This is a genomic window from Haloplanus rubicundus, assembly GCF_003342675.1.
Taxonomy (GTDB): domain Archaea; phylum Halobacteriota; class Halobacteria; order Halobacteriales; family Haloferacaceae; genus Haloplanus; species Haloplanus rubicundus.
Genome location: NZ_CP031148.1, coordinates 1022616 through 1043862, shown reverse-complemented (window position 1 = coordinate 1043862; position 21247 = coordinate 1022616). Strand labels below are relative to the sequence as shown.

General features: G+C 68.5%; 23 protein-coding genes. 6 read left to right on the top strand and 17 right to left on the bottom strand.

Annotation, left to right across the window (positions count from 1 at the left end):
- Nucleotides 1-77: 77 nt before the first annotated feature.
- The 4 genes from DU484_RS06340 to DU484_RS06325 form a co-directional block, all read right to left on the bottom strand.
- On the bottom strand, nucleotides 78-905 hold the full coding sequence (locus tag DU484_RS06340) for a segregation and condensation protein A (protein WP_114605429.1): 828 nt from the start codon (nucleotides 903-905) through the stop codon (nucleotides 78-80).
- Nucleotides 898-4473 carry a chromosome segregation protein SMC gene (gene smc / locus DU484_RS06335; protein WP_114605428.1) on the bottom strand — a complete coding sequence of 1192 codons (3576 nt, stop codon included), beginning with the start codon at nucleotides 4471-4473 and terminating at the stop codon, nucleotides 898-900. Before smc ends, DU484_RS06340 begins: the two co-directional genes overlap by 8 nt.
- A gap of 18 nt (nucleotides 4474-4491) precedes the next feature.
- Entirely contained in the window at nucleotides 4492-4803 is a 312-nt protein-coding gene (locus tag DU484_RS06330) for a DUF7518 family protein (RefSeq protein WP_114585282.1), read from the bottom strand.
- Between the two features lie 156 nt (nucleotides 4804-4959).
- Nucleotides 4960-5736 carry an MBL fold metallo-hydrolase gene (locus DU484_RS06325; protein WP_157969518.1) on the bottom strand — a complete coding sequence of 259 codons (777 nt, stop codon included), beginning with the start codon at nucleotides 5734-5736 and terminating at the stop codon, nucleotides 4960-4962.
- A 274-nt stretch (nucleotides 5737-6010) separates the two neighbouring features.
- Here DU484_RS06325 and DU484_RS06320 point away from each other — a divergent pair, with 274 nt between their 5' ends.
- Both DU484_RS06320 and DU484_RS06315 read left to right on the top strand, forming a co-directional pair.
- Complete coding sequence (locus DU484_RS06320) at nucleotides 6011-6832, top strand: M48 family metallopeptidase (RefSeq protein WP_114585280.1); 822 nt, start codon at nucleotides 6011-6013, stop codon at nucleotides 6830-6832.
- The gene (locus DU484_RS06315) at nucleotides 6833-7066 is read left to right on the top strand and encodes a hypothetical protein (protein ID WP_114585279.1); all 234 of its coding nucleotides are present in this window, start codon (nucleotides 6833-6835) and stop codon (nucleotides 7064-7066) included.
- Here the strand turns inward: DU484_RS06315 and DU484_RS06310 are convergent, their stop codons facing one another.
- The 3 genes from DU484_RS06310 to DU484_RS06295 all read right to left on the bottom strand — a co-directional run bounded on the left by DU484_RS06310 (nucleotide 7067) and on the right by DU484_RS06295 (nucleotide 9622).
- Nucleotides 7067-7624 carry a DUF7504 family protein gene (locus DU484_RS06310; protein WP_114605426.1) on the bottom strand — a complete coding sequence of 186 codons (558 nt, stop codon included), beginning with the start codon at nucleotides 7622-7624 and terminating at the stop codon, nucleotides 7067-7069.
- Between the two features lie 79 nt (nucleotides 7625-7703).
- Nucleotides 7704-9317 carry a hypothetical protein gene (locus DU484_RS06305; protein ID WP_157969517.1) on the bottom strand — a complete coding sequence of 538 codons (1614 nt, stop codon included), beginning with the start codon at nucleotides 9315-9317 and terminating at the stop codon, nucleotides 7704-7706.
- Nucleotides 9318-9427: 110 nt separating this feature from the next.
- Nucleotides 9428-9622: a cold-shock protein gene (locus DU484_RS06295; RefSeq protein WP_049935367.1), complete on the bottom strand. Its 195-nt coding sequence runs from the start codon at nucleotides 9620-9622 to the stop codon at nucleotides 9428-9430.
- 188 nt (nucleotides 9623-9810) lie between these two features.
- On the opposite strand from DU484_RS06295, the gene DU484_RS06290 reads away from it, so the two are divergent.
- Both DU484_RS06290 and DU484_RS06285 read left to right on the top strand, forming a co-directional pair.
- A complete protein-coding gene (locus DU484_RS06290; RefSeq protein ID WP_157969516.1) occupies nucleotides 9811-11424 on the top strand; it encodes a histidine kinase N-terminal 7TM domain-containing protein in 1614 nt (537 codons plus the stop codon).
- Between the two features lie 23 nt (nucleotides 11425-11447).
- Nucleotides 11448-11795 (top strand): hypothetical protein, encoded by a 348-nt coding sequence (locus DU484_RS06285; protein WP_114585275.1) that lies wholly within the window; start codon nucleotides 11448-11450, stop codon nucleotides 11793-11795.
- 43 nt (nucleotides 11796-11838) lie between these two features.
- Here the strand turns inward: DU484_RS06285 and eno are convergent, their stop codons facing one another.
- Nucleotides 11839-13158, bottom strand: a complete 1320-nt coding sequence (eno, locus tag DU484_RS06280; protein WP_114605424.1) for a phosphopyruvate hydratase — start codon at nucleotides 13156-13158, stop codon at nucleotides 11839-11841.
- Entirely contained in the window at nucleotides 13155-14180 is a 1026-nt protein-coding gene (locus DU484_RS06275; protein WP_114605423.1) for an aminoglycoside phosphotransferase family protein, read from the bottom strand. Before DU484_RS06275 ends, eno begins: the two co-directional genes overlap by 4 nt.
- Before the next feature lie 89 nt (nucleotides 14181-14269).
- Here DU484_RS06275 and DU484_RS06270 point away from each other — a divergent pair, with 89 nt between their 5' ends.
- A complete protein-coding gene (locus DU484_RS06270) occupies nucleotides 14270-14926 on the top strand; it encodes a hypothetical protein (protein WP_114605422.1) in 657 nt (218 codons plus the stop codon).
- A gap of 52 nt (nucleotides 14927-14978) precedes the next feature.
- On the opposite strand, the gene DU484_RS06265 is transcribed toward DU484_RS06270, so the two are convergent.
- The 3 genes from DU484_RS06265 to DU484_RS06255 form a co-directional block, all read right to left on the bottom strand.
- Nucleotides 14979-15791 (bottom strand): alpha/beta fold hydrolase, encoded by an 813-nt coding sequence (locus DU484_RS06265; protein ID WP_114605421.1) that lies wholly within the window; start codon nucleotides 15789-15791, stop codon nucleotides 14979-14981.
- 112 nt (nucleotides 15792-15903) lie between these two features.
- Nucleotides 15904-16467, bottom strand: coding sequence for a hypothetical protein (locus DU484_RS06260; RefSeq protein WP_114585270.1), 564 nt, complete (start codon nucleotides 16465-16467; stop codon nucleotides 15904-15906).
- A gap of 40 nt (nucleotides 16468-16507) precedes the next feature.
- Entirely contained in the window at nucleotides 16508-16699 is a 192-nt protein-coding gene (locus tag DU484_RS06255; RefSeq protein WP_114585269.1) for a hypothetical protein, read from the bottom strand.
- Between the two features lie 90 nt (nucleotides 16700-16789).
- Here DU484_RS06255 and DU484_RS06250 point away from each other — a divergent pair, with 90 nt between their 5' ends.
- Entirely contained in the window at nucleotides 16790-17293 is a 504-nt protein-coding gene (locus DU484_RS06250; protein WP_114585268.1) for a cupin domain-containing protein, read from the top strand.
- 1141 nt (nucleotides 17294-18434) lie between these two features.
- On the opposite strand, the gene DU484_RS06245 is transcribed toward DU484_RS06250, so the two are convergent.
- From DU484_RS06245 to DU484_RS06225, 5 genes are read right to left on the bottom strand one after another with little or no spacing between them, the layout of a single operon-like run.
- Nucleotides 18435-19481, bottom strand: a complete 1047-nt coding sequence (locus tag DU484_RS06245; protein ID WP_114605420.1) for a tyrosine-type recombinase/integrase — start codon at nucleotides 19479-19481, stop codon at nucleotides 18435-18437.
- The gene (locus DU484_RS06240; protein WP_114605419.1) at nucleotides 19478-19714 is read right to left on the bottom strand and encodes a DUF7389 domain-containing protein; all 237 of its coding nucleotides are present in this window, start codon (nucleotides 19712-19714) and stop codon (nucleotides 19478-19480) included. Before DU484_RS06240 ends, DU484_RS06245 begins: the two co-directional genes overlap by 4 nt.
- Nucleotides 19711-20025, bottom strand: coding sequence for a hypothetical protein (locus DU484_RS06235; protein WP_114605418.1), 315 nt, complete (start codon nucleotides 20023-20025; stop codon nucleotides 19711-19713). Before DU484_RS06235 ends, DU484_RS06240 begins: the two co-directional genes overlap by 4 nt.
- Nucleotides 20022-20384 carry a hypothetical protein gene (locus tag DU484_RS06230; protein ID WP_114605417.1) on the bottom strand — a complete coding sequence of 121 codons (363 nt, stop codon included), beginning with the start codon at nucleotides 20382-20384 and terminating at the stop codon, nucleotides 20022-20024. The genes DU484_RS06235 and DU484_RS06230 overlap by 4 nt, the downstream gene beginning before the upstream one ends.
- On the bottom strand, nucleotides 20381-21082 hold the full coding sequence (locus DU484_RS06225) for a hypothetical protein (protein WP_114605416.1): 702 nt from the start codon (nucleotides 21080-21082) through the stop codon (nucleotides 20381-20383). The genes DU484_RS06230 and DU484_RS06225 overlap by 4 nt, the downstream gene beginning before the upstream one ends.
- Nucleotides 21083-21247: the final 165 nt, after the last annotated feature.

The following is a 21247-nucleotide window of genomic DNA, read 5'->3' as shown; positions in this document are numbered from 1 at the left end:
AGTCCGCCACGGCTTCGTCGCCCACCGACGACGAACCCGCGGGTCTCCTCGGCCACCTCGCCAGTCGCGAGGTGGCCTCAGTCCGCCACGGCTTCGTCGCCGACCCGCGGCGCCGCCGGATCACGAATCCACAGGTCACCGAACAGGTCGTCCTGCCGGAGTCGAATCTCGCCGCGATGGGCCAGAAAGAGCAGGGCGAGGAAGGTGTCGACCGGCGCGCCGCCCGCCTCGCGCACCTCCGCGAACAGCACCTCGGCGCGGCCGGCGTCGTAGTGGGTGCGTACCGTCTCCCGCACCGCGTCGATAGTCGTCTCGATGTCCTCGGTGTGGGTCGTGCCCGTCACGTCGCCCTCGGTCGGTTCGCCGCCGTCGCGGAAGTCGTCCGCCGCGTGGTAGTCGAGCGTCTGCGTTCCGCGGTCGTACCCTCGCGGCGACTCCGAGGTGTCGTAGGATCGGGACTCCTTCCACCACGAGTCGCGTTCGGCCTCGCGGAGTTCCCGGACGAGTTCGTCGAGCGTCTCAGGCGACCCGCGGGCGTGCTTGCGCTCCAGCCGCCGGTCGAGTTCGGCGTCGAGGGCGTCGATGGGGTCCGGCCCGTCGAAGTCCGGGTCGCCGCCCTCCATCGCCACCTCCCACGGCTCCGGCTCCGGCTCGTCCGGCCCGTCGTCCAGCAGGGCGTCGCTTTTCATCCGCAGGAGGACGCTCGCGTAGAACAGCGCCCGCCCGGAGGTGCGCAGGTCAGTCTCGTCGAGGCGGTCGAGGAAGGCGTCCGTGGCGTCGACGATGTCGATATCCCACGGGTCGATTTCCCCGTCCTCGGCCAACTGGACGAGAATCTCGACCGGCTCCACCTCGTCGTCGTCGGTGCCGGGGAGGCTCACGTCGTCGGGGACGTACTCAGTCATCCGCAGGCACCTCCGTCTCGCCGTCCAGCCGAATCCCGGTCACCGCGCTCACGTTGTCGCCCTGCATCGTGACGCCGATGGCGCGCTCCGAACGGTCCAGCAGGGCGGAGCGGTGGGAGACGACGACGAACTGCGCCTCGCCCGCCAGGTCGTCGACCATCTCCCCCACCCGCTCGGCGTTGGCGGCGTCGAGGAAGGCGTCCACCTCGTCCAGCGCGTAGAAGGGTGCGGGGTTGTGCCGCTGGATGGCGAAGATGAAGGCGAGTGCCGTCAGCGACTTCTCGCCGCCGCTCATCGCGTCGAGGCGCTGAATCGGCTTGTCGCCGGGTTCGGCCTTCATCGTCAGTCCGCCGTCGAAGGGGTCGGTCTCGTTTTCGAGGTGCAACTCGCCCGTCCCCGCCGACAGGCGCTCGAAGATGTCCTGGAAGTGCGCGTCGATGGCGTCGAAGGCCTCCATGAACGTCTCCTTCTTTTTGGCCTCGTAGCCCTCGATGCGTTCGGCGATGGCGTCGCGCTCGTCGACGAGGGTGTCGCGGCGCTCCTGTAAGTCCTCCAGGGCCGCCTCCACCTCGTCGTACTCGTCGATGGCGAGCATGTTCACCGGCTCCAGCTCCTGCATCTCGGCTTCGAGGCGCTCGACGTTCGCCTCGACTTCGTCGTGGTCCGGAATCGCGTCGGGGTCGTAGTCGCCGACCTCGCTTTCGAGTTCGTCGATTTCCCACTCCAGGCGTTCGCTCTCGTCTTCGAGGTCGTCGATCCGCGACTCCACCTCGGCCACCCGCTCGCGGGCCTCGTCGCGCTCCGCCCGCGCCTCGCGCAGGTCCGACTGGAGGTCGCGGCGCTCGTCTTTGAGGTCCGCGAGTTCGTCCTCCAGATCCTCGATGGCGGCGCGTTTCTCCGAAAGCGTCGCCTCGTGCTCCGCGATGTCGGCCTCGACGGCCTCGATGCGCTCCTCGGCCTCGGCCTTCCGGGCCTTGGCCGTCTCGATGGTCGATTCGAGGTCGTCGATGGCCTCCTCCGCGTACTCGGCCTCGACCCGTTTCTCGTTGAGCCGGGCGTCGAGGTCGTCCATCCGACCCTCCAACTCGTCGATCTCGCCCTCGATCTCCTCCTTTCGAGCCGTGAGTTCGGGGACTCGGGAGTCCGCGAGTTCGTCCTCCAACTCGTCGATCTCGCCCTCGATCCCCTCGATGTCGTCGTCGAGGGTCGCGATGCGATCCTCCAGGTCGCCCATCTCCGCGTCCACCTCGTCGCGCTCGCTCCGGAGGTCGTCGAGTTCGTCTTCCAACTCGGTAATCTCGGTCGACGCCGCCTCGACCTCCGCTCGCACGTCCTCGATGTCCGATTCGAGGGAGCGGACGCGGTCGGTCGCGTCGCTCTTGCGGTCGCGGGCGTCGTCCAGTTTCGACTCAACGTCGCGAATCTCCTCGCGGACGCGACGGCGGTCGTCCTCCAGACTCTCGATCTCTTCGGCGAGGCGTTCGAGCCGCCCCTTCCCGCTCTTGGTGAAGGAGTACCGGGAGCCGCCGCCGGAGCCGCCGGTCATCGCGCCGCTTTTCTCCACCAGGTCGCCGTCGAGGGTGACCATCCGGTAGTCGCCCATGAACCCCCGCGCCGTCTCCATGTCCTCGACGACGAGCGTCGAGCCGAGGACGTACGAGAAGACGCCGGCGTAGCGGTCGTCGTAGTCGACGAGGTTGCGCGCGAAGTCGACGACGCCCGGATGCGTGGGTTTCGAGGGCAGCCCCCGGCGGTCCATCTCCGTGATCGGGAGGAAGGTTGCCCGACCCGCCGAGCGGGATTTGAGGTAGTCGATACAGCTCGATCCGACGCCGTCGTCGTCGACGACGACGTTCGCCAGCCGCCCGCCCGCCGCCGTCTCGCAGGCGGTGGCGTACTCGGCGTCGACGCTTCCGAGTTGGCCGACTGCGCCGTGGACGCCGTCGATGCCGGCGTTGAGGACGGTGGTGACGGATCGCGGCCACGAGTCGTCGCCGTCGCGGCTGGCGCGGGCCTCCAACTCCGCGTACTCGTTCTGTTTCGCGCGGAGGTCGTCCTCGACGTCGTCGAGCCGGTCGCTCAGCGCCGCCTTCTCCTCGCGCAACTCCTCGATGGCCGACTCGATCTTCTCGCGGTTCTTCTCGGCCCGGTCGAGTTCGCCGTGGAGGTCCGACAGGTCGGCCTTCAGGTCCGGCACCCGGTCGTGGGCCGCCTCCAACTCCGCCTGCGCCTCGCTGATCCGGTTCGAGCGCCGGCGCGCCTCGTCGAGCAGGCGGTCCTTCTCGCGCTGGGCGTCGTTGCGCGCGGTCTTTTTCTCCTCCAACTCCGCTTTGCGCTCGGCGAGTTCCTCCTTCAGTTCGTCGAACTCGGTGTCGACGCTCTCGATTTCCGCCTCGACGTCGGCGAGTTCGGCCTCCGTCTCCTCGATGTCGCCTTTGACCGACGCCTTCTCGACTTTGATCGACCGAATCTCGTCTTCCAGGGCCTCCAGTTCCTCGGTCTTGCCGTCGAGGGAGACGAACGCTTCGCGGCGCTCCGCCTCGGCGTCCTCGATTTTCTCCTCCTGGTTCTCGATGGTCGCCTCCAAGCGACCGATCTCACCCTTGATCTCCTCGATTTCGCCCTTGATTCGGAGCTGTTCGTCCTCGCCTTTCCGCTCGATTTCGCGGGTGAGATCGTCGAGGTCGGTCTCCAACTCGTCGACGGCGGCGGCCTTCGTATCGAGGGTCGCCTGCCGGTCGGCGAGTTCCTGCTCTTTGGCCTCGACGCGCTTTTTCGTCCGCGCCAGCGCCGTCCGTTTCTCCTCCAACTCGGCCGCCTTGAGGTAGCCCTCGTACTCTTCTTTCTCCTCGCGGAGCGACTGGTACTCCAGTGCGGTCTCGCGTTCGTCTTCCAACTGGTCGAGGCGGTCTTCCTTCTCCTCGATGCGGAGGTCGGCCTCGTCGATGCGCTCCTCGACGACGTCCAGTTCCTCGTAGGCGTCCTCCTTTTTCGCGTCGAACTCCGCGACGCCCGCGATTTCGTCGATGATGGTGCGCCGCTGTCCGGCCGACATGTTGATGATCTCGGTCACGTCGCCCTGCATGACGACGTTGTACCCTTCGGGCGTCACGCCCGCCTGTGCCAGCAGGTCGCGGATGTCCGAGAGGTTGACCGAGCGACCGTTGAGGTAGTAGTAGGAGTAGTAGTTGTCCTCGGTCTCCTTGACGCGGCGCTTGACGGCGATTTCGTCCACGTCGCCCACGTCCTCGGTGCCGGCGGCGTTGACCACCTGCGAGCGGTCGAGCGTGCCGTCGGCGTTGTCGAGGACGACGGTGACGCTGGCCTCGCGGGGGCCGGACCGGTCGTCGTCGTCCTCGTGGCCGGGGTTGTAGATGAGGTCAGTCAGCTTCTCCGCGCGGATGCCGCGGGTGCGCGCGAGGCCGAGGGCGAAGAGCACGCCGTCGATGATGTTGCTCTTGCCGGAGCCGTTCGGGCCGGTGATGACGGTGAAGTCCTCGTAGAAGGGGATTCGGGTCTTCCGGCCGAAGCTCTTGAAGTCGTCCAGGACCAGCTCTGAGATGTGCATGGGGGGCGGTGACCCCGATCAGGCGACGATGATGTCGTTCCCGTCGGAGTCGGAGCCGTCGTCCTCGGCCTCTTCCGCCTCGGCCTGGGTGTCGGTTTCGGTTTCGTCGTCGGCGTCGGCCTCGGCGGCGTCGTCGGCGTCCTCGGGCGCGTGCTCCACCTGGGCGTGCGCCGACTCGCGGCGCTCGGGCGTCCGCGAGTTGTCGACGCCGTCGTTCTCTTCCAGCTGGCGAAGCCGTTCTCGCGTCTCGACGAGTTCCTCGGTGAGGCCGTCGACGGCGGCCTGCAGTTCCGCGACTTGGGATTCGAGCTCCTCCACCCTGTTGCTCATGGCCATATGGGGAGTCCCTGGGCGTATAAAGCTACGTCAGACATTCACCAGGTTGCGGAGGGGTTCGGCGGGCGGGGCGATAGGCGCGGCTGGTTCTCACGTCCCTCGAATACGTCCCGGTCGCGGTTCCGTGTCGAGGTCCGGTTTCGGCCGCGATCACTCCAGAGCGTCCCACGCGAATCCGTCGGCCGTCCGCGTCACCCGCCCCAGTCCGGGTGCCGGGAAATGGGCAACCATCGCCAGGTCCGCGTCGGCCGCCCGTCCGAGTAGGTCACGGCGAGTGTCGGCCACTCGGTCGGGCTGGTGATCGAAGCCGACGGCCCACGACGGATGGCTGACGTGGAGCGGATGGATCACCGTGTCGACCAGGTGGAGGAGTGACTCGCCACGCGATTCGATCATCACGGCCGCGTGGCCCGGCGTGTGGCCCGGCGCCGGAACGACGGTCACCCCCGGATGGATCGTCCGCTCGCCGTCGACACGCTCCAACCGGTCGGCTGCCGCGAGTGGTTCGAGATTCGACACGGCCGTCGTCCGCATCAGGTCGAGGAACTCGTCCGGCAGCTGTAAGTCGCTCAGGTCGGGCTCCGGAAGCCAGTAGTCGTACTCCGCGGCCGGAATGTAGTGAGCCGCGTCGTCGAACACCGGATCGCCGTCCTCGACGAGTCCACCCACGTGGTCCGGATGGGCGTGCGATAGCACGACTGCGTCGACGTCTCCGGGGTCGGTCCCGAGATCGGTCAGCACGTCGACGAGATTGCCGGTCGTCGGGGCCAGCGTCCCCGCCCCGGTGTCGACGAGGACGGTACCCTCACCGGTGTCGACGAGGAGGCAGAGGTACGGGAGCGTCGTCTCCGCCCAGTCGTCGGGGTCGATGCCGTGCTCGCGGAGGGCCGTATCCCGCTCGTCGGCCGGAGCGGTCGCGAACAGCAACTCCGCGGGGTGTGGGTACTCGAACGAACCGTCGACGAGGACGGTACAGGTCGCGTCACCGATACTGATCCGGTGGGCACCGTCCGCTGGCGTGGAGTATGTTACTATATAACAATAAACGAGCTGAAATCATAAGTAACCCAGTCGTGACCTTCAGATCCGGTCACCCGTCCAGCACGGCCGTACTGGCGGCTATCGATAGGCTCGGCGGTGACGGTGACGCTTCTCGATCCGAACCGCCGATCCTTAGTGTCTCGACGGCGGACCAATAGCTATGCGCCACCTCGGACTCAAAGCCCGGATGGCGGTCGTCGGATCGATCCTGTTCGCGTTCTACGCGGTCGCCGCAGTGGTCGTGATGGCCGTCTTCCAGTGGCCGCTCGCGCTCGTCCTGATCGGGAGCGTCCTCTTCGTCGGCGTTCAGTACAAACTCGGGAAGTGGATGGCGCTCCGGAGCGTCGGCGCCGAGGACCTCCCCGAGGAGCGCGCACCCGACCTACACCGCCGGGTCGAGTCGCTCTCGCGGGACATGGGCATCGACAAACCGCGGCTCATGATCGCGAGCATGGGCGTCCCCAACGCCTTCGCCGTCGGCCGGAAGGGAGCGGGCACCGTCGTCGTCAGTCAGGAACTCCTGCGGACGCTCGACGACGACGAGGTGGAAGGCGTGTTGGCCCACGAACTCGCACACATCCGCAACCGCGACGTGGTGATGATGGTGCTCGGACAGGGCGTCGCCTCCATCGTCGCCATCGTCGCGCAGTGGGCCGTCCTCCTGACCGGCGACAACGACATCGCCGATTTCTTCCTCGCCATCGTCGTCGGGCAGATCACCCAGATGCTCGTGATGCTCTTTGTCTTCGCCATCTCGCGGTACCGCGAGTACGTCGCCGACGGCGACGCCGCCGACGCCATCGGAACCGGCGAGCCTCTCGCCCGCGCCTTGGAGAAGATCAGCCGCGGCGCCGAGCGCGGAGAGAGCACGGTCGACGACCAGGCCGCCGCCCTCTGTATCTTCGACGACCGGGGCGGGCTCGCCAACCTCCTGTCGACGCACCCGCCGGTCGAGAAACGGATCGAGCGCCTCCGCGGGTAGATGGCGGACCTCCGGACGCTCCTGGCCGCCGTCCTCGGACTCCTCCTCGGCGTCGTCTGCCTCGCCGCTCCCGGCGCCGTCGTGCGCGTCCAGACCGCCGGCCGCCGACCCACCGGCCGCGACGGGGAGTACGGCACCGACGCCGTCCCGGACCGCTGGCGACGACTCGTCCAGGCCGTCGGCGTCGGTCTCGTCGTCGCCGGCGCGTACTTCGGCTACGTGGCGCTCGGGTGATCAGTCGTCGCCGGCCTCGCCGTCGCTTCGCACCCGGTCGAAGGGCCGCCGGAGCGTCGCCACCGTCTCCGCGTCGTGGGCGCGTTCGTGGAGGTGGAAGTGACCGACGGCGTCGAAGCGTTCGAGGTGACGGATCAGCACGTGCAGGAACTGATACATCTCGTCAGTGGTCGAATACTGGAGGAGGACGGTCAGCGACTGGCAACAGAACGTCGTCCGGGCGTCGGCCGCGTCGTGTGACTCCAACGCGTCCAGCAACGTGACCCCGAGGTCGGTGAGGTTTCCGGGCGAGTCGACGAGCGAGGTGCTGACGGTCGTATCGGGGGCGGCCGCCGAGTCGATTCTGGCGCGAGGCGCCCCGGCGAGCCACTCCGCGGCGTCGGCCACGACGAACGTCGCCCGGTCGGGGTCGCCGACGGCGGTCCGCCAGCCGTCGAGCCACCGGGCGGGCGAGCCCTCGAAGGCGACGACGAGCAGGTCGGAGCCGCCGGGCGCGACGCGTGCACACTGCGCCGCCGTCGTCGCCGTGTCGCCGTCTGCGAGATGGAGTGTGCTCACCGGGGGACCGTCGGGCGAGATACTATCACCTCGTCGAATAGTACTGATTGCCGACAGATAACCCCTGTGGCGAACGGCGTCAGCGGATCCGGGCGACGACGCCCAGACCGACGGCGAGCAGTCCGACGAGGGGAGCGATGGGTACGTCGAACGGCCCGACGACGGGGATCGGAATCGAGACGGACGCGCCGAGGAACGACGGGATCGGAACGGTGATGCCGATGATCGGAACCGTCAGCCCGGCGGACTCGGCCGGTGCCGCGGGGGTCGCCGTCGCCGTGGGCGCGGCGGTTGCCGTCGGCGTGACCGTCGGGGTCGCCGTGGGCACGGGTGTCCCCGTCGGCGTGACCGTCGGCGTATCGACCGTCAGCGTCCGGTCGGTCGACTGGACGTGTTCGGTCCCCGCGGCGTCGATGACGCGCAGTCGGATCGTCGCCTGCCGGCCGGCGGGCGCATCGAGTCGACGCTCGAAGGAGAGGTCGGTGACGGTATCGCCCTCGTGGACCGTGACGATGTCGACCACCTCGCCGGTGTCGGGGTCGACCGTCTCGACGGTCGCCGAGACGATTTCGCCGTCGGTCGCGCCGCCGCGGGCGACGACCGTCCCCTCGCTCTCGAAGCGGGTCCCCGTGGGGTCGAGACGGAGTTCGGGGGCGACCGTCCGCTGGACGGTGACGACTCGCTCGACGGTGTTCCCGGCAGTGTCGGTCGCCGTGACGAGGAGGGCCGTCGCGCCGGTGTACAGCGAGAGGTTCCGGTCGAAGCTACGCCGCTGACGGGTGCGGTCCGGTTCCTCACCCCCCGATTCGACCAGATACTGCAGGGCGGAGCGATTGCCCCTGAGGGACGTGTTTCGGGGCTGCACCGTGACGTTTTGCAGTTGGCCGTTGTCGGTCGCCACACCCCGAAGTCGAAGGGTCGACGGCGACTGCCGAACGAGCGAGAGATTCGACAGCGACGGCGGGGCGGTGTCCTCGACCACGATGGGGAAGCGATGCACCCGCTGGTGGCCCAACCGGTCGTAGTACCGAGCGGTGATGTTGTTCCGACCGACGCCGAGGAAGATCGGTTGCTCGAACGAGCCGTCGAGATCCGTGGCGGTGTAAATCGCCGTGTCGGTCCGGGAGAGGCCGCCGACGTCGTAGGTCGTCGTTCGGTTGATCCGGAGGTGGGTGACGCCGCTCACGTCGGTGAAGTTGCCGGCGAGGACGACCAGCGAGCGGTTCACCGTCGCCGACTCCGGTGGCGGCGCGTACCGGTCGGTCTCGAACGGCGCCGTGTAGCGGACGTACGGCCGTTCGGCGTCTTTCGTGATCGTCACCTCGTGGGTGGTGACGCCGTCGGTCTTGACGACGACGGTGACCGTGTGGTCCCCGCTGGGAACCGCCACGTCGAACGATCCGTCGAACGTCGTGTCGTTCGGCGTGGCCCGGTGGATGGTCGTCCCGTCGAGGCGGACCGAGACCTCCCGAATCGAGCGGTTGGCGTCGACCGTGACGTCGAGGGTCGGGTCGGTCTCGACGAGCGTCGACTCGCCGTCGGCGACGACCGTCCCGTCGACGGCGAGGGTGATCGACGGCGTCGTCGCGGCGGTGCCGGGCGGCGCGAGCGCCGCCGTGGCGGCGACGACGAGGAGGGCGGCGACGACGAGGCGGGCGGCGGTCGATCCCATCGACAGGTCGTGAGAGGCCACGGGGTTTCAAGATGTGGGCCACCTTCTCAGCGCTGAGAACCGAGGGCGCCGTCGCTCGTCGAGGTAGCGTCCGTGAAAAATCGAATTGCTAGCGAGAAGCGGTCGGCGCCTTAGAGGCGGACGACGTTCGTCGCGCGCGGACCCTTGGGGGAGTCCTCGATTTCGAATTCAAGTTCCTGTCCTTCTTCGAGGTCCGGGCCGCCCACGTCTTCCATGTGGAAGAACACGTCGTCGTCCGCGTCCTCAGTTTCGATAAAGCCGTAACCGCCAGTGTCGTTGAAGAAATCAACCGTACCAGTTGCCATTGCAATTGAGTAGAGCCCCCGGCGAGGGATAAGGCTTCCGTGATAGAACTCACCGTGGCTCGCGGGCGCCGAACCCGCACGGACCGCTCGACGTAACCGAAGCATTCGTTATCGACCACGCGATACGGACGGGGTACGTGTCGGTACTCGGAGTGTCCCCCGCCGTCGCTTACGGCCTATTGTTCGCCGTGGCGGGCGTCGTCTGCACCGCCGGCGTCCGCCACGCCCGCCGGGTCGAGGACGACGACACCCGGTACGGGCTGGTCGCCCTGCTCGCGACGAGCGGTGGCTGGGCCGTCACCCACGCCGTCATCCTCGTCGTCCCGTCGACCGCGCTGAAGACGGCGGTGTATCTGGTCGGATTGATTCTCGGGTTCAGTACCGTCTTCGCGTGGCTCTACTTCTGCTCGGCGTACACCGGGCGGTCGTACCATCGACGACCCGCCTACCGTCGCGCCGCCGTCCTCCTGTATCTCGCCGTCGTCGCGGTGAAGGTCACCAACCCCGTCCACCACCTCTATTTCACCACCGCCGTCGTCGCCGAACCGTTTCCCCATCTGGCGATCCGACAGGGGCTGTTTCACTGGGTCGTCACCGGACTCTCCTACCTGCTCGCCGGCGTGGGGATGTTCACCCTCTTCGAGGCGTTCGCCGACTCGGAGTACGACGCTACGCCGCTCGCGGGGCTGGTCGGTCTCGCCGGCCTCCCGGTCGTCCTCGACATCGTCGGCTACGCCACGCCGATGCTGCTGGATATGATCCACGCGCCCCTCGGCGTGGCGGCCTTTACCCTCGGCGTCCTCTTCGTCTACGAGGATCGCTTCTTCGCCGTCCAGCTCACCGAGGGCGTCACGGGACCGACGGTCTTTCTCGACGACGACGACCGAATTCGTGAGTTCAACCACGCGGCTCGGCGGCTCTTTCCCGGCCTCGACGGCGCGGTGGGGGAGCCGGTCGACGCCGTCCCGGCGCTTGCCGCGGCGCTCGATTCGGACGACGGCATCGCCACCGTCGACGTGGACGACGAGCGCCGCCACTACGTCGTGAGCGAGAACGCGTTCGAGGTGGGACAGGGGTCGCTCGGGCGCATCGTCGTCCTCTCGGACGTGACGCGAATCGAGCGCCAACGCCGGGAGCTCGAACGCCACAACCGACAGCTCGAGGAGCTCTCGGAGGGTATGCGTCACGAACTCCGCAACGCCGTCACGGTCGTCCAGGGCAACGTTCGGGGGGCGATGCGCCAGCTCGAGGACGGTGACGTGGCGAGCGCTCGCGAGGCGCTCCGGGCGGCGACGGAGACGACCGACCGGACCACGCGGCTGATGAACGACTTCGCGACGCTCGCCCAGTACGGTCGGACGGTGACCGACCCCACATCGGTCGACGTCCGGAAGACGGTGACGGCGGCCTGGCCCGAGGCCGACGCCGACGCCGCGGGCGCGACCCTCACCGTCGAGGGCGACGGGACGGTGGCGGCCGACCCCGCCCGGTTCGAACTCCTCTTCACGCGCGCGTTCGAGTTCGCGCTCGACAACGGTGCGTCGACGGTGGTCGTCGAGTCCGACGAGAGCGGGGTCACGATCACGGGCGACGGCGACCCGCCGCGGGGCGACGCCGAGCGCTACTTCGACTACGGCGACGCGGTGGCGAACACGACCAGCGGGACGGCGCTCCCGATGGTCCGGACGCTCGCACAGGTCCACGGCTGGCACGCGCGGATCGACCCCGACTATCGGGACGGGGTGCGACTCGTCGTCTCGTGGCCGACGCCGCGCGCCGAGCACGAGGGAGTACGATTTTGAGGGTCGGGCGTCGTAGGGCAGGTATGGCCGACCTCGATTCGACGACGCTCACGCAACGACTCACGCTGATCAGCGTCGCTCAACTGGCGTCGAAGGGCGACACACCGGCGCATGCGGGCGAAATCTCCCGGACCTGTGCCCGGCACGTCGAGGCCATCGACGCCGACGTGGTGGGCTCCGTCTCCGAAGCCGCGACGACGCGCGCGCTCAACGAACTCGAAGCCGAGGACCTCGTCCGGATGGCCACGGACGGGAGCGACTCCCCCGTCGGGAAGGGGCGACCCGAGTACGAACCGGGACTCGACACGTCGACGCTCGTCACGGCACTCGACGACGACGACCGACTCGACGAGCTGCTCGACCGGCTCTGAGCGTCGGCGCGAAGCCGACACCGCGGACGGTCCGACCGGAAGGTCAGTCGAGCGGCGCCAGCGCGTCGCCGCCCGCGAACCCGCCGTCGGACGCGCGAGCGATGCCGAGCAGTCGGTTGTACTTCGCGAGGCGCTCCGAGCGCGCGAGTGATCCGATCTTGATCTGTCCCGCGTCGAGACCGATCGCGAGGTCAGCGATGGTCGCGTCACACGTCTCGCCGGAGCGCGCGGAGACGACGGGCGCCCAGCCCGCGTCCTGTGCCGCCTCGAGGACGCGCCGCGTCCGGGTGATCGTCCCGGCCTGATTCGGCTTGATCAGCGCCGCGTTGGCGGCGCCAGCGCCTCTCGCTCTCGCCAGCCGATCCGCGTTCGTCGCCAGCAGATCGTCGCCGAGCAACTGCACCCGGTCGCCGACGCGGTCGGCCAGCCGTTCCCACCCGTCCCAGTCGTCCTCGGCGAGGGGGTCCTCGACCGAGCAGATGGGGTGGGCGTCGATCCAGCCGGCCACGCGGTCGACCATCGCCGCCCGGTCGAGGCGTTCGCCCGCGAGCGCGTACCGGTCGCGGTCGGCGTCGTAGAAGTGGGTGGCCGCCACGTCGACGGCGATGGCCACCTCGTCGCCGGGGGCGTAGCCCGCGCCGCGGATGGCGTCGACGAGCAGTTCGAAGGCCGCGTCCGCGTCGGCGACCGACGGGACGAAGCCGCCCTCGTCGGCGACCGGCGGGGGATGGTCGCCGTCGCCGTCACCGGACGGAGACCGATTGCCCGCGGACCGTCGGTCCGCGCTGATCCGATTGCCCGCGGCCCGCCGCACCGCCCACACCGTCTCCAGCGCCTCGGGGTACGTCTCCGCGCCCACGGGCACGGCGAGGAAGTCCTGGATCGGCAGGTCGGCCGCGGCGTGGAGACCGCCGCTCAGGACGTTGATCATGGGCATCGGCAGGTCGCCCGGCCCCGCGTCGGGCGCCAGCACCGCGTAGAGCGGGCGGTCGGTCGCGTCCGCCGCGGCGTGGGCAACGGCACCCGAGACCCCGAGGACGGCGTTGGCGCCGAGGCGGGAGAGGTTCTCCGTCCCGTCGCAGTCGACCAGTACCTCGTCGATGCCCGCCTGATCGGTCACCGACCGTCCCGCGACGACCGGCGCGAGTTCGTCCCGGACGGCGGCACAGGCCTCGCGCACCCCCCGTCCGCCGTACCGGTCGCCGCCGTCGCGGCGCTCGACCGCCTCGTGGGCGCCCGTGCTGGCGCCGGCGGGGACGGTGAACGTGCCAGCGGCGTCGCCGGCCTCGACCCGCACCCGGACCGTGGGGTCGCCCCGGGAGTCGAGGACCTCCCACGCGTCGACGTCCGTAATCTCGGTCATAGCGCATCGGCCTCATCGCGGGCGAGCGCGGCGAACTCGGGGAGCGTCTCGGCGTCGCCACGGAGGGTGCGCTTGGCGACGCGGCGGAGCGCGTCGGCGACGGCGTCGCGCGTGACGTACTCGACGGGCGACTTGCCGTCGACCCGCGCGAGCATCAGGACGGCGAGTTCGGCGACCGTCTCTCGCTCGATGTCCCAGTCGACTGCGTCGTCGTAGGCCGTCCAGAACCGGTCGGCGGCGTCGGCGTACGCGGCGTGCTGTCCGTAGTTGTAGATGGACTTGATGTAGAGGTGGTTCAGCATGAACGCGGTGTCGAAGGCGGGGTCGCCCCAGTGAGCCACCTCGAAATCGAGGATCCACGGGACGGCGCCGTCGGGGTCGACGAGGACGTTTTTCGGGCTGTAGTCGCCGTGGACGAGCGTCCGCGAGGTGTCCAGCAGGCGGTCGATCTCCGCGTGGATGGCGTCGGCCACGTCGGGATGGCGCTCCGCCGTCGTGCGGTGGTAGGGATCGACGCGCAACTGCTCGAACGGACGCTTGCTGGCGAACCGCTCCCGCACGTCGTCGTCCGTCGAGGCCGCGTCGTGGACGACGCCGAGGACTTCGCCCACCGCGGCGGCGACGCCGGCGTCGACGCGGCCGTCGAGCAGGTCCGTCTTCCACATCGTCGCGCCGTCGGGCGCGCACTCGATGGCGACGACGTGGTCCGGTTCGTGGGTTTCGCTGACGACGCGGGGGACCCGCGCCTCGACGGCGGCGTCTCGGAGGACGGCGTCGTAGGCGCGGATGGCCGCCGCCTCGTTGTGGACGCGCTCGATGTCCGCCGGCCAGTCGTCCTCGACGGCGAGGTTCGGGAGCGGCCGCTTCACGACGAGACAGTCGTCGTCCCAGGTGACCTGGTGGACGTGATTCGAGACGCCGCCGCCGAGGGAACGGGCCGTGGCGTCGGCGTCGGGCGGAACGACCCCCTGTGCCCGGAGGTGGTCGATGGCCGCCTCCGGCGTGAACGTCGTATCGGGCATTCGTCTCGCCCGACTCCGCGCGCGCACTTCATCGTTCCCGTCCGACGGGACGGGAAACGGTTATGCTTGTCAGGCTGTGACTCGCGTACATGCGTCCGATCAGGCGCTGTCACGTCTGCGGGAGCCACTTTCGCCGGTCGCCGGACCGTCGCCACGGCCGGATGCGGGTGCGCCGGCGGGTCGATCCGGACGCGACACTCCCCGAGACGGCGTTCGTCTGTGACGACTGCCGACCGGAAGTGGTCGACCTGACGCGACACTGGGAGCCGAACACCGAGGCCTGCGGGTTCTGTGACCGCGCCGCCGACGAGACGGGGGAAGTCGCGCTCGAAAGCGTCGTCGACGACCGGATCGTCTCGCAGGGGACCTACCGGCTCTGTCGCGGGTGTGAGGATGTCTTCGCCACCTTCCTCGCCGACGTGCACGCGGGCGTCGACCTGCCGGCGTCGTGGACACACACGCCGTCGGCGGCCGGGGCCGTCTTCGACCGGGACGAGGGCGACCTGCGCGTCGAGACGACGGCGCCGACCGACCCCGAACCGCGTCTCCGGCTGCTCGATGCGTCCGAATCCGTTCTCGAAGCCGTCCCGCGCGGCCCACCCCGCGAACGCGCCCGCGAGTTCGTCGCCGCGTTCGAGGCGTTCTACCCCGCCGAGATGGATGCTCTCGCCGCAGCCGTCGTCGACGGCCACCCCGGCCTCCGGCGCCCGGAGTATAGTAGCGTTTGTAACTGTCCGCACACCTGATCGCATGACAGCGTGCGATCAGGTGTGTGATGACTTACAAAGGCTACTATAGTTACGCGAGGAAGTCGCGCAGATCCGCCTCGAACCGCTCCGGCGCCTCGAAGAAGGGCGAGTGGCCGACGCCCTCGTACACCGAGAGCGTCGCCGACGGGAACAAGTCGGCGTGCTTTCTCGCCGCGGCGGGGCGGACCACCGGGTCGGCCGCGCCGTGGATCAGGCACACCGGCGTCGCCAGTTCGGCGAGGGCGGCCCCGTGTTCGACGGTCCGATCCTGCATCGCGGCGCGGACGAACGGCGGCACCGCGACGTTGTAGCCGAGCGCCCGGTAGCGGCCCGGGTCGTCGAGGTCGCCCTCGACACAGAGGTCGACGAAGGTCTCGAGGGTCGCGACGCTCTCCTCGGCGTCGGTGGACCGAAAGCCCGAATCGAGGGCGACGAACTCGCCGCCGGCGAACCGGTCGGCGTCGACGGTGCCTTTCTCCGTGATGGCGCCGACGAGGACGACGCCGGACACCGCGTCGTCGCCGTGGGTGGCGAGGTAGTCGGAGACGACGAGGCCACCGTACGACCAGCCGACGAGGGTCGGGTGATCGAGGTCCGCGACGACCGCTTGCACGTCGTCGGCCCACAGCGCGGAATCGCGGTATGCGCCCGGATCGCTGGGGGTGTCGGACGCGCCGTGGCCCCGGCAGTCCATCGCGACGAGGCGGTAGTCGTCGGCGAGCGCCGACTCGAACTGCGGCGTCCACGCCAGCCGCGACTGCGAGAAACCGTGAATCAGGAGGATTGGATGGGCGTCCCGCGGTCCGTGTTCCTCGACGTGAATCTCGACCCCGCCGCCGCCGGTGACCGTCCGTGATCGCATACCGGCCGGTCGGCGGCCGGGGAGAAAAACGTCCGCGTCTACCCCCGCCACGACGTGTATAGGCGCTATCGTAACTGTCCATGGATGCTCGCCGGACCGTCGCGGCGGGGATCTACGATGACTTATACCCCTTGTACAGGTCGCGCCCGACGACGCCGAGACCGAGGAAGCCGAGGAGCGTGGTCACGAGGTTGCCGAGGAGGGGAACGGCGCCGACGGCGGCCAAAACGGCGGCGCCGACGCCGACGGCCGCCCCGTCGGGGTCGTCACGCCCGGTCAGGAGCGTCCCGACCCAGCAGATGGTGACCGCGTTGCCGACGAGCCCGAGGAAAAACAGGGCGATCAACCCCGGAATCGTGACCAGGAGGCCGATGATCGTGATGGCGATCAACACGAGGGCGATGGGGACGGCGATGCCGGCGAGCAGGCCCCAGAGGAAGGCGGTGCCGGCGTCGTCACGGATGGCCGCCACCATCCGTCGGGTGTAGTCGGGGGCGATGCCGAGAAGCGCCCCGCCGAGGACGAGGTTGATAACGAGGACGACGGCGAATCGGAGGCCGATACGGGTGGCGAAGCCGAGTTCGGAACCCATCTCGGGTTGAGCGGCGGCAACGCCCGCGAGCGAACACGCGGCGACGACGCTCGAACCGAGAGAGAGCAGTCTGCTGGAGGGCATCGATAGCCGACTCACGAAGTGGACACATAACGGTTTCCGATCAGACGTAGCCGTAGTATTTCAGGTAGCTCACGACGATGAGCCACCAGGCGAGGCCGACGCGAACGATCAGCCCCGGCGTGGAGAGCGACGACCCGTCGAACAGCCGGAAGCCGATGAAGACGAGATAGCAGATGCCGACGACGCCGTACCCCCACCACGGGATTCCCTCGAGTACCGAACGCAGACCCATGGCCGACCCTCGCGGGTGGAACGGAAAGCGCTTGTCCTCCGGGCTCGCCGACCGTATACAGCTATCTCCTTGTAGAGATAAGTATCCGACATGTCTTCGACGAGTGGAGACCACACGCCGACGGAACCGTTCGTGACGCCCGCGACGGGCGGGCAGGCGCTTCGATCCACGGGAGCGCTGCTGATCGTCAAGGCGGACGCCGAGTCGACCGGCGGGGCGTTCGCGCTGGTGGACCTCCGCGCCGCGCCCGGGTACGAGACGCCCCTCCACGTCCACCGGCGGGAAGACGAACACTGCTACGTCCTCGACGGCGAGATGGAGTGTGTCTACGGAGACGGCGAGACGCTCACCGCCGGCCCACACGACGCCGTCTTCCTCCCCCGGGACGTGCCCCACGGCTTCCGCGTCGTGAGCGACGCCCCACTTCGAATTCTGGTGACGGTGACGCCCGCCGGCCTCGAAGGGTTCTTCGCCGACGTCGGCGAGGAAGCCGAGACGCTGGACCTCCCGGCCCCGGCCGAACCCGACGTGGCCGCGGTGACGGCCGCCGCCGCAGCGTACGACCTCGAAATTCTGGGTCCGTTGCCGGGGTGAACGCCGAGGAGGGCCGGTAGTCGCCGTCGTGCGACGAACGACCACTCGGCTCGTGGATCGACCGCGGCGGCGCGACGGGAAGCGAAATTAGCCCTGAACGATGATTAAGTATCAGCTTGGCAATACCTTAAGTTCGTGGAGTGCCTCCATTTCTTGGGAACGGCCGGTGTCGGCAGGCGCTGGAGGCTGGGTGACGCCCGCCGTGCGACATGCCGACGATCAGGAACTCCCAGCCTGCCCACGAAAGCGCTGTTGCCGTTCCCAAGTTTCCTGCCGTCGCTGCGTGTCGATGCTCGATCATCACTCCGTCACGTGAGTCGTCTCCGTGGCCGATCACGCGCGAGGCTTGTCGTTACGTCCGTGGAAACGTCACATCCGTAACAGCAGTGGTGAAGCTACGGTTATTTCCGTTCGACGCCCACGTGGTGTGGGGGAAAAGTACCTCTGACGTACCGGTTTCCCGCAGCGCGGATTCCCGTCACGCGGCGCTTCTCCGTCGGTACCGGCGCCACCGCGTCACCGGTTCCTCGTCGGCCCGACCCCCCTTGTGACGCACTCCTCTGCCCGTTTTCTACTCCTGTAGAAATAATAAAAATTGTTACAGGATGGGTGAAAATGCGGTTATTTCTCCTCTGAGAGCGACGTTGAGTACGGGGAGAGGGTGCCTCTGACATGCCGGGACCGGTTGCCCGCGGTCCCAAATCCCGATCCCTCCATTTTGTTCGGAGAACGCCGTCACGCCTCACCACCCCGTCGAGACTGTCGCCACGGCATCGCGAGTTCCTCGTCGAGTTACACGATTCCCGAGACGGGGCCGAGACACTGGATTCGAGAAGGTGGGTCTCACCGCACTCTTAGCATCTGAGTGCTAGATTCGTCGGAGCCGAATTTTCTCCCCACGTTTTTGCGAGGGAGCGGGGCGACCGAGCGAAAAGTGGGTATGGGACCGCCGTGGACTCGCGACGCTCGCTCATGGGGCCGCCCGGATTGCGAACCAAACTGAGACCTCGCTACGCTCGGTCTCGCCGGGTTCGAACCGGTCGCTGTACATTTCTGGCTCCTCGTGTACGCTCGTCGCACAGAAATGGGACCGCCCGGATTTGGACTCTGCGCCGTTCGACGTCGTCGGTCGTAGCGTTGGTCATGTATTCTCCTCGCTGCTGTCGATCCCGAGCTTATGCAAGTGGGCAGCCCGCCGCTGTCGAAACTCTTCGAGTTGTCGCGCCTGGTCGTAGTGCCGCTCGATAACCTCAATCGTCGCGTTCACGCGGTCGGCAACGACGTCCTTCGAGAGTCCGCGGTGAAGCTGCCAGGTAATACTTCCGGACCGCACCTCGTGGGGCGAGCGGGCGGACGGACACCCGTACGAGGACGTCCTTGAATGGTACTCACAACTGACGCGTTCGTTCTCGTGCGGACACGGACCCGCCCGACACGGATGGGTCGCGTAGTAACAGGTCTCCCGTAGCGTCGAGCCGGCGATCCGCCCGTACTGGGTCGCGAACACCGGGCGACGGCCGTAGTCGTCGGTCGTCTGAGGGCGGTCACTGATGTACGCGCCCAACGCCTCGGCGACGTCGTCGGAGATCCCGACGATCCGCTCGCCATCGTACCCGTTCTTCAGCGGCGTCTCCTCTTCGGGCCGGTGCCGAAACTGCACGTGACCCTCGTCGAGGTCGACGTCGTCGACGTCGAGGCCACGGATCGAACCCATCCGGGCGCCGGTCCACCATGACAGTTCAAGCCACGCGTGTTCCCGCGTGTACTGACCGTCGCCACCGCGGAACGCCGCGAGAAGAGACTCGCCGCGTTCCGGTTCGAGCAGGGTCTCGCTCACCTGGTCGGCCTTGTCGACCTTCGGCGGGTCGACAGCCTCGGCGACGGCGTCGTCGACGAGGTCGAGGCCGGCCGCCCAGTCGAGCAACTGCCGGAGCGTCGTCAACTCGTTGTTGAGGCTGACCGGCGCGACCACCGCACGTCGGTGGTCCTCGTAGGCTCCAAGGTCCCACGGTTCGAGGTCGGCGAGGTGGTCGACAGCCTCGTCGTCGCACCACTCGACGAAGTGTTCGAGACGTCGGGCGTAGCTCCCGACCGACGACTCGGCGAGTTCCATACGCTGGCGGTCGAGCCACCGGTCGACGGCGTCCGACGGCGTCAGGTCGGGACGGGTGCGCTCCCCGTCGCTCACGTCGACCCCTCCCCGAGCGTCGCCTGATCGTCGTGGCCGGCGGGGTGGGCGACCGGCTGGATCTCGCGCAGGTCCCCCGCCCAGTCGTCCATGCGCTCGCGGATCGCCGTCATCTTCTCGTCGAGTTCGTCGAGCGTGTCCGCGGACACCTCGGTCTTCACGACTTCCTTGTCGTCGCTCGACGTGCCGCGGGTCATCTTCACGGTCACCGAGTAGGCGTCGCCGTCGCTCACGGGTCGACCACCTCGTCGGCGGCGTCCTCGGCGGTGTCGGCAGGATGCTCCGCGAGCGCCGCGTGGTCCTCGACGACGTCGAGGAACGTAGCGACGATCTCGGCGGTCGTCCCGCGCTTCGTGACGCTCGTCCCCTGGCGGTCGTGCGTCTCGCGGACGAGCCGGTCGTAGGCGAGCGAGTCGTTCGACCGGAGTTCCTGCGCCTCGTCGGCGAATCGAGCGCACGCGGCGGCCGCGCGGAACGCGGCGGTGTTCCGGACGAGTTCGCCCAGTTCCTCGTCGTCCAGGTCGTCGAGCGGCGTCCCGTTCACCGTCCACGCACCTCCTCGAACCGGGCGTCGTGGCTCGGCTTGGCTCGCCGGTGGACGTCGACCGCGCGGGCGGCCTGATGACGCTCGCGCTTCAGCTCCTCGAACGTGCAGTCCGAACAGACGACGTGATAGCGGCTGCCTCCGGTGAGCAGCCCGCCGTCGGTTTCGACGCCCTCACCGCGGTCGACGTCGTCGTCTGCGTAGCACCCCAGCGGACACTTCCGACGTGGCGCGTACACCGTCGATCCGATTTCGTCGCAGTAGTGCGCGTAGGTCCGTTCGGGCGTCGTCGAGCCGCCCATCGCCGGCGCGTACCGACCGCCACCGGTCGACGCGACCGGTTCGCCGCGGTCAGTCATCGGCCACCTCCCTTCGCGGCACGGTCGACGGCGTCCAGGTCGACGCGCTCCTCGATGTCGAGCGCGGCGTCTTCGACCCATCCGGCGACGCTCTTCCCGCTCCGTCCCGAAACCGGCTCTTCGATGCCGATGTCCTGGGCGGCTCGCGTGTCGAGCGTCCGGATCAACTCGACGAGCGCGGCGTTCTGGACGCGCATCTGTTCGGCGATGTCTTCGAGCGCGTCGGCCTGCCGCTCGAAGTCGTCGGGACCACCGCCGTCGGTCACCGGCCCGTCGCCGCGGTCGACGTCGTCGCTCACGCGTTCGGCGTAGTCGTCGAGCACGTCACCGACGGCGGCCTCGATCTCCCGCTGGAGCCGCGTCGGGTGCGGGTAGTCCGTCGACGCGCCCGACACCTCGATGCCCACCTCGCCGCTGAGGTGGTTCATGTCGTCGCCCGGCGTACTGACGTGGTTGCTCGAACAGCCGCCGAAAGTGATCGACGACGTGACCGTCCGCCGACCGGCCGACACGTCGCGCCCGCCATCGGCTCGGATTTTCGCGCAGTAGCCACAGACAGGCGGGTTGCCGTCGCGGCCGGCGTCGATCCCGTCGGCCTCGCCACCACAGACGACGCAGTCGCCGTCGTCAGGTTGATTTCCGCTCGGTCCCTCTCGGGTCGTGCGGGACGTTAGTCCCGTGGTACATGCGGTTTGCATGGCTGAACCGCAGAACCGTAACGCGGGGGACGCTGGTCCCGTCCCTCGCGTCACCGACCTATCTCGAAGTGCCAACAGAGTCTCGCGTGGTTCTGCATCAACACGTGTTCTCTGTCTCTGCATAAATGTAACGACGCATTATGAAATTAGTCGCCCATTACTAAC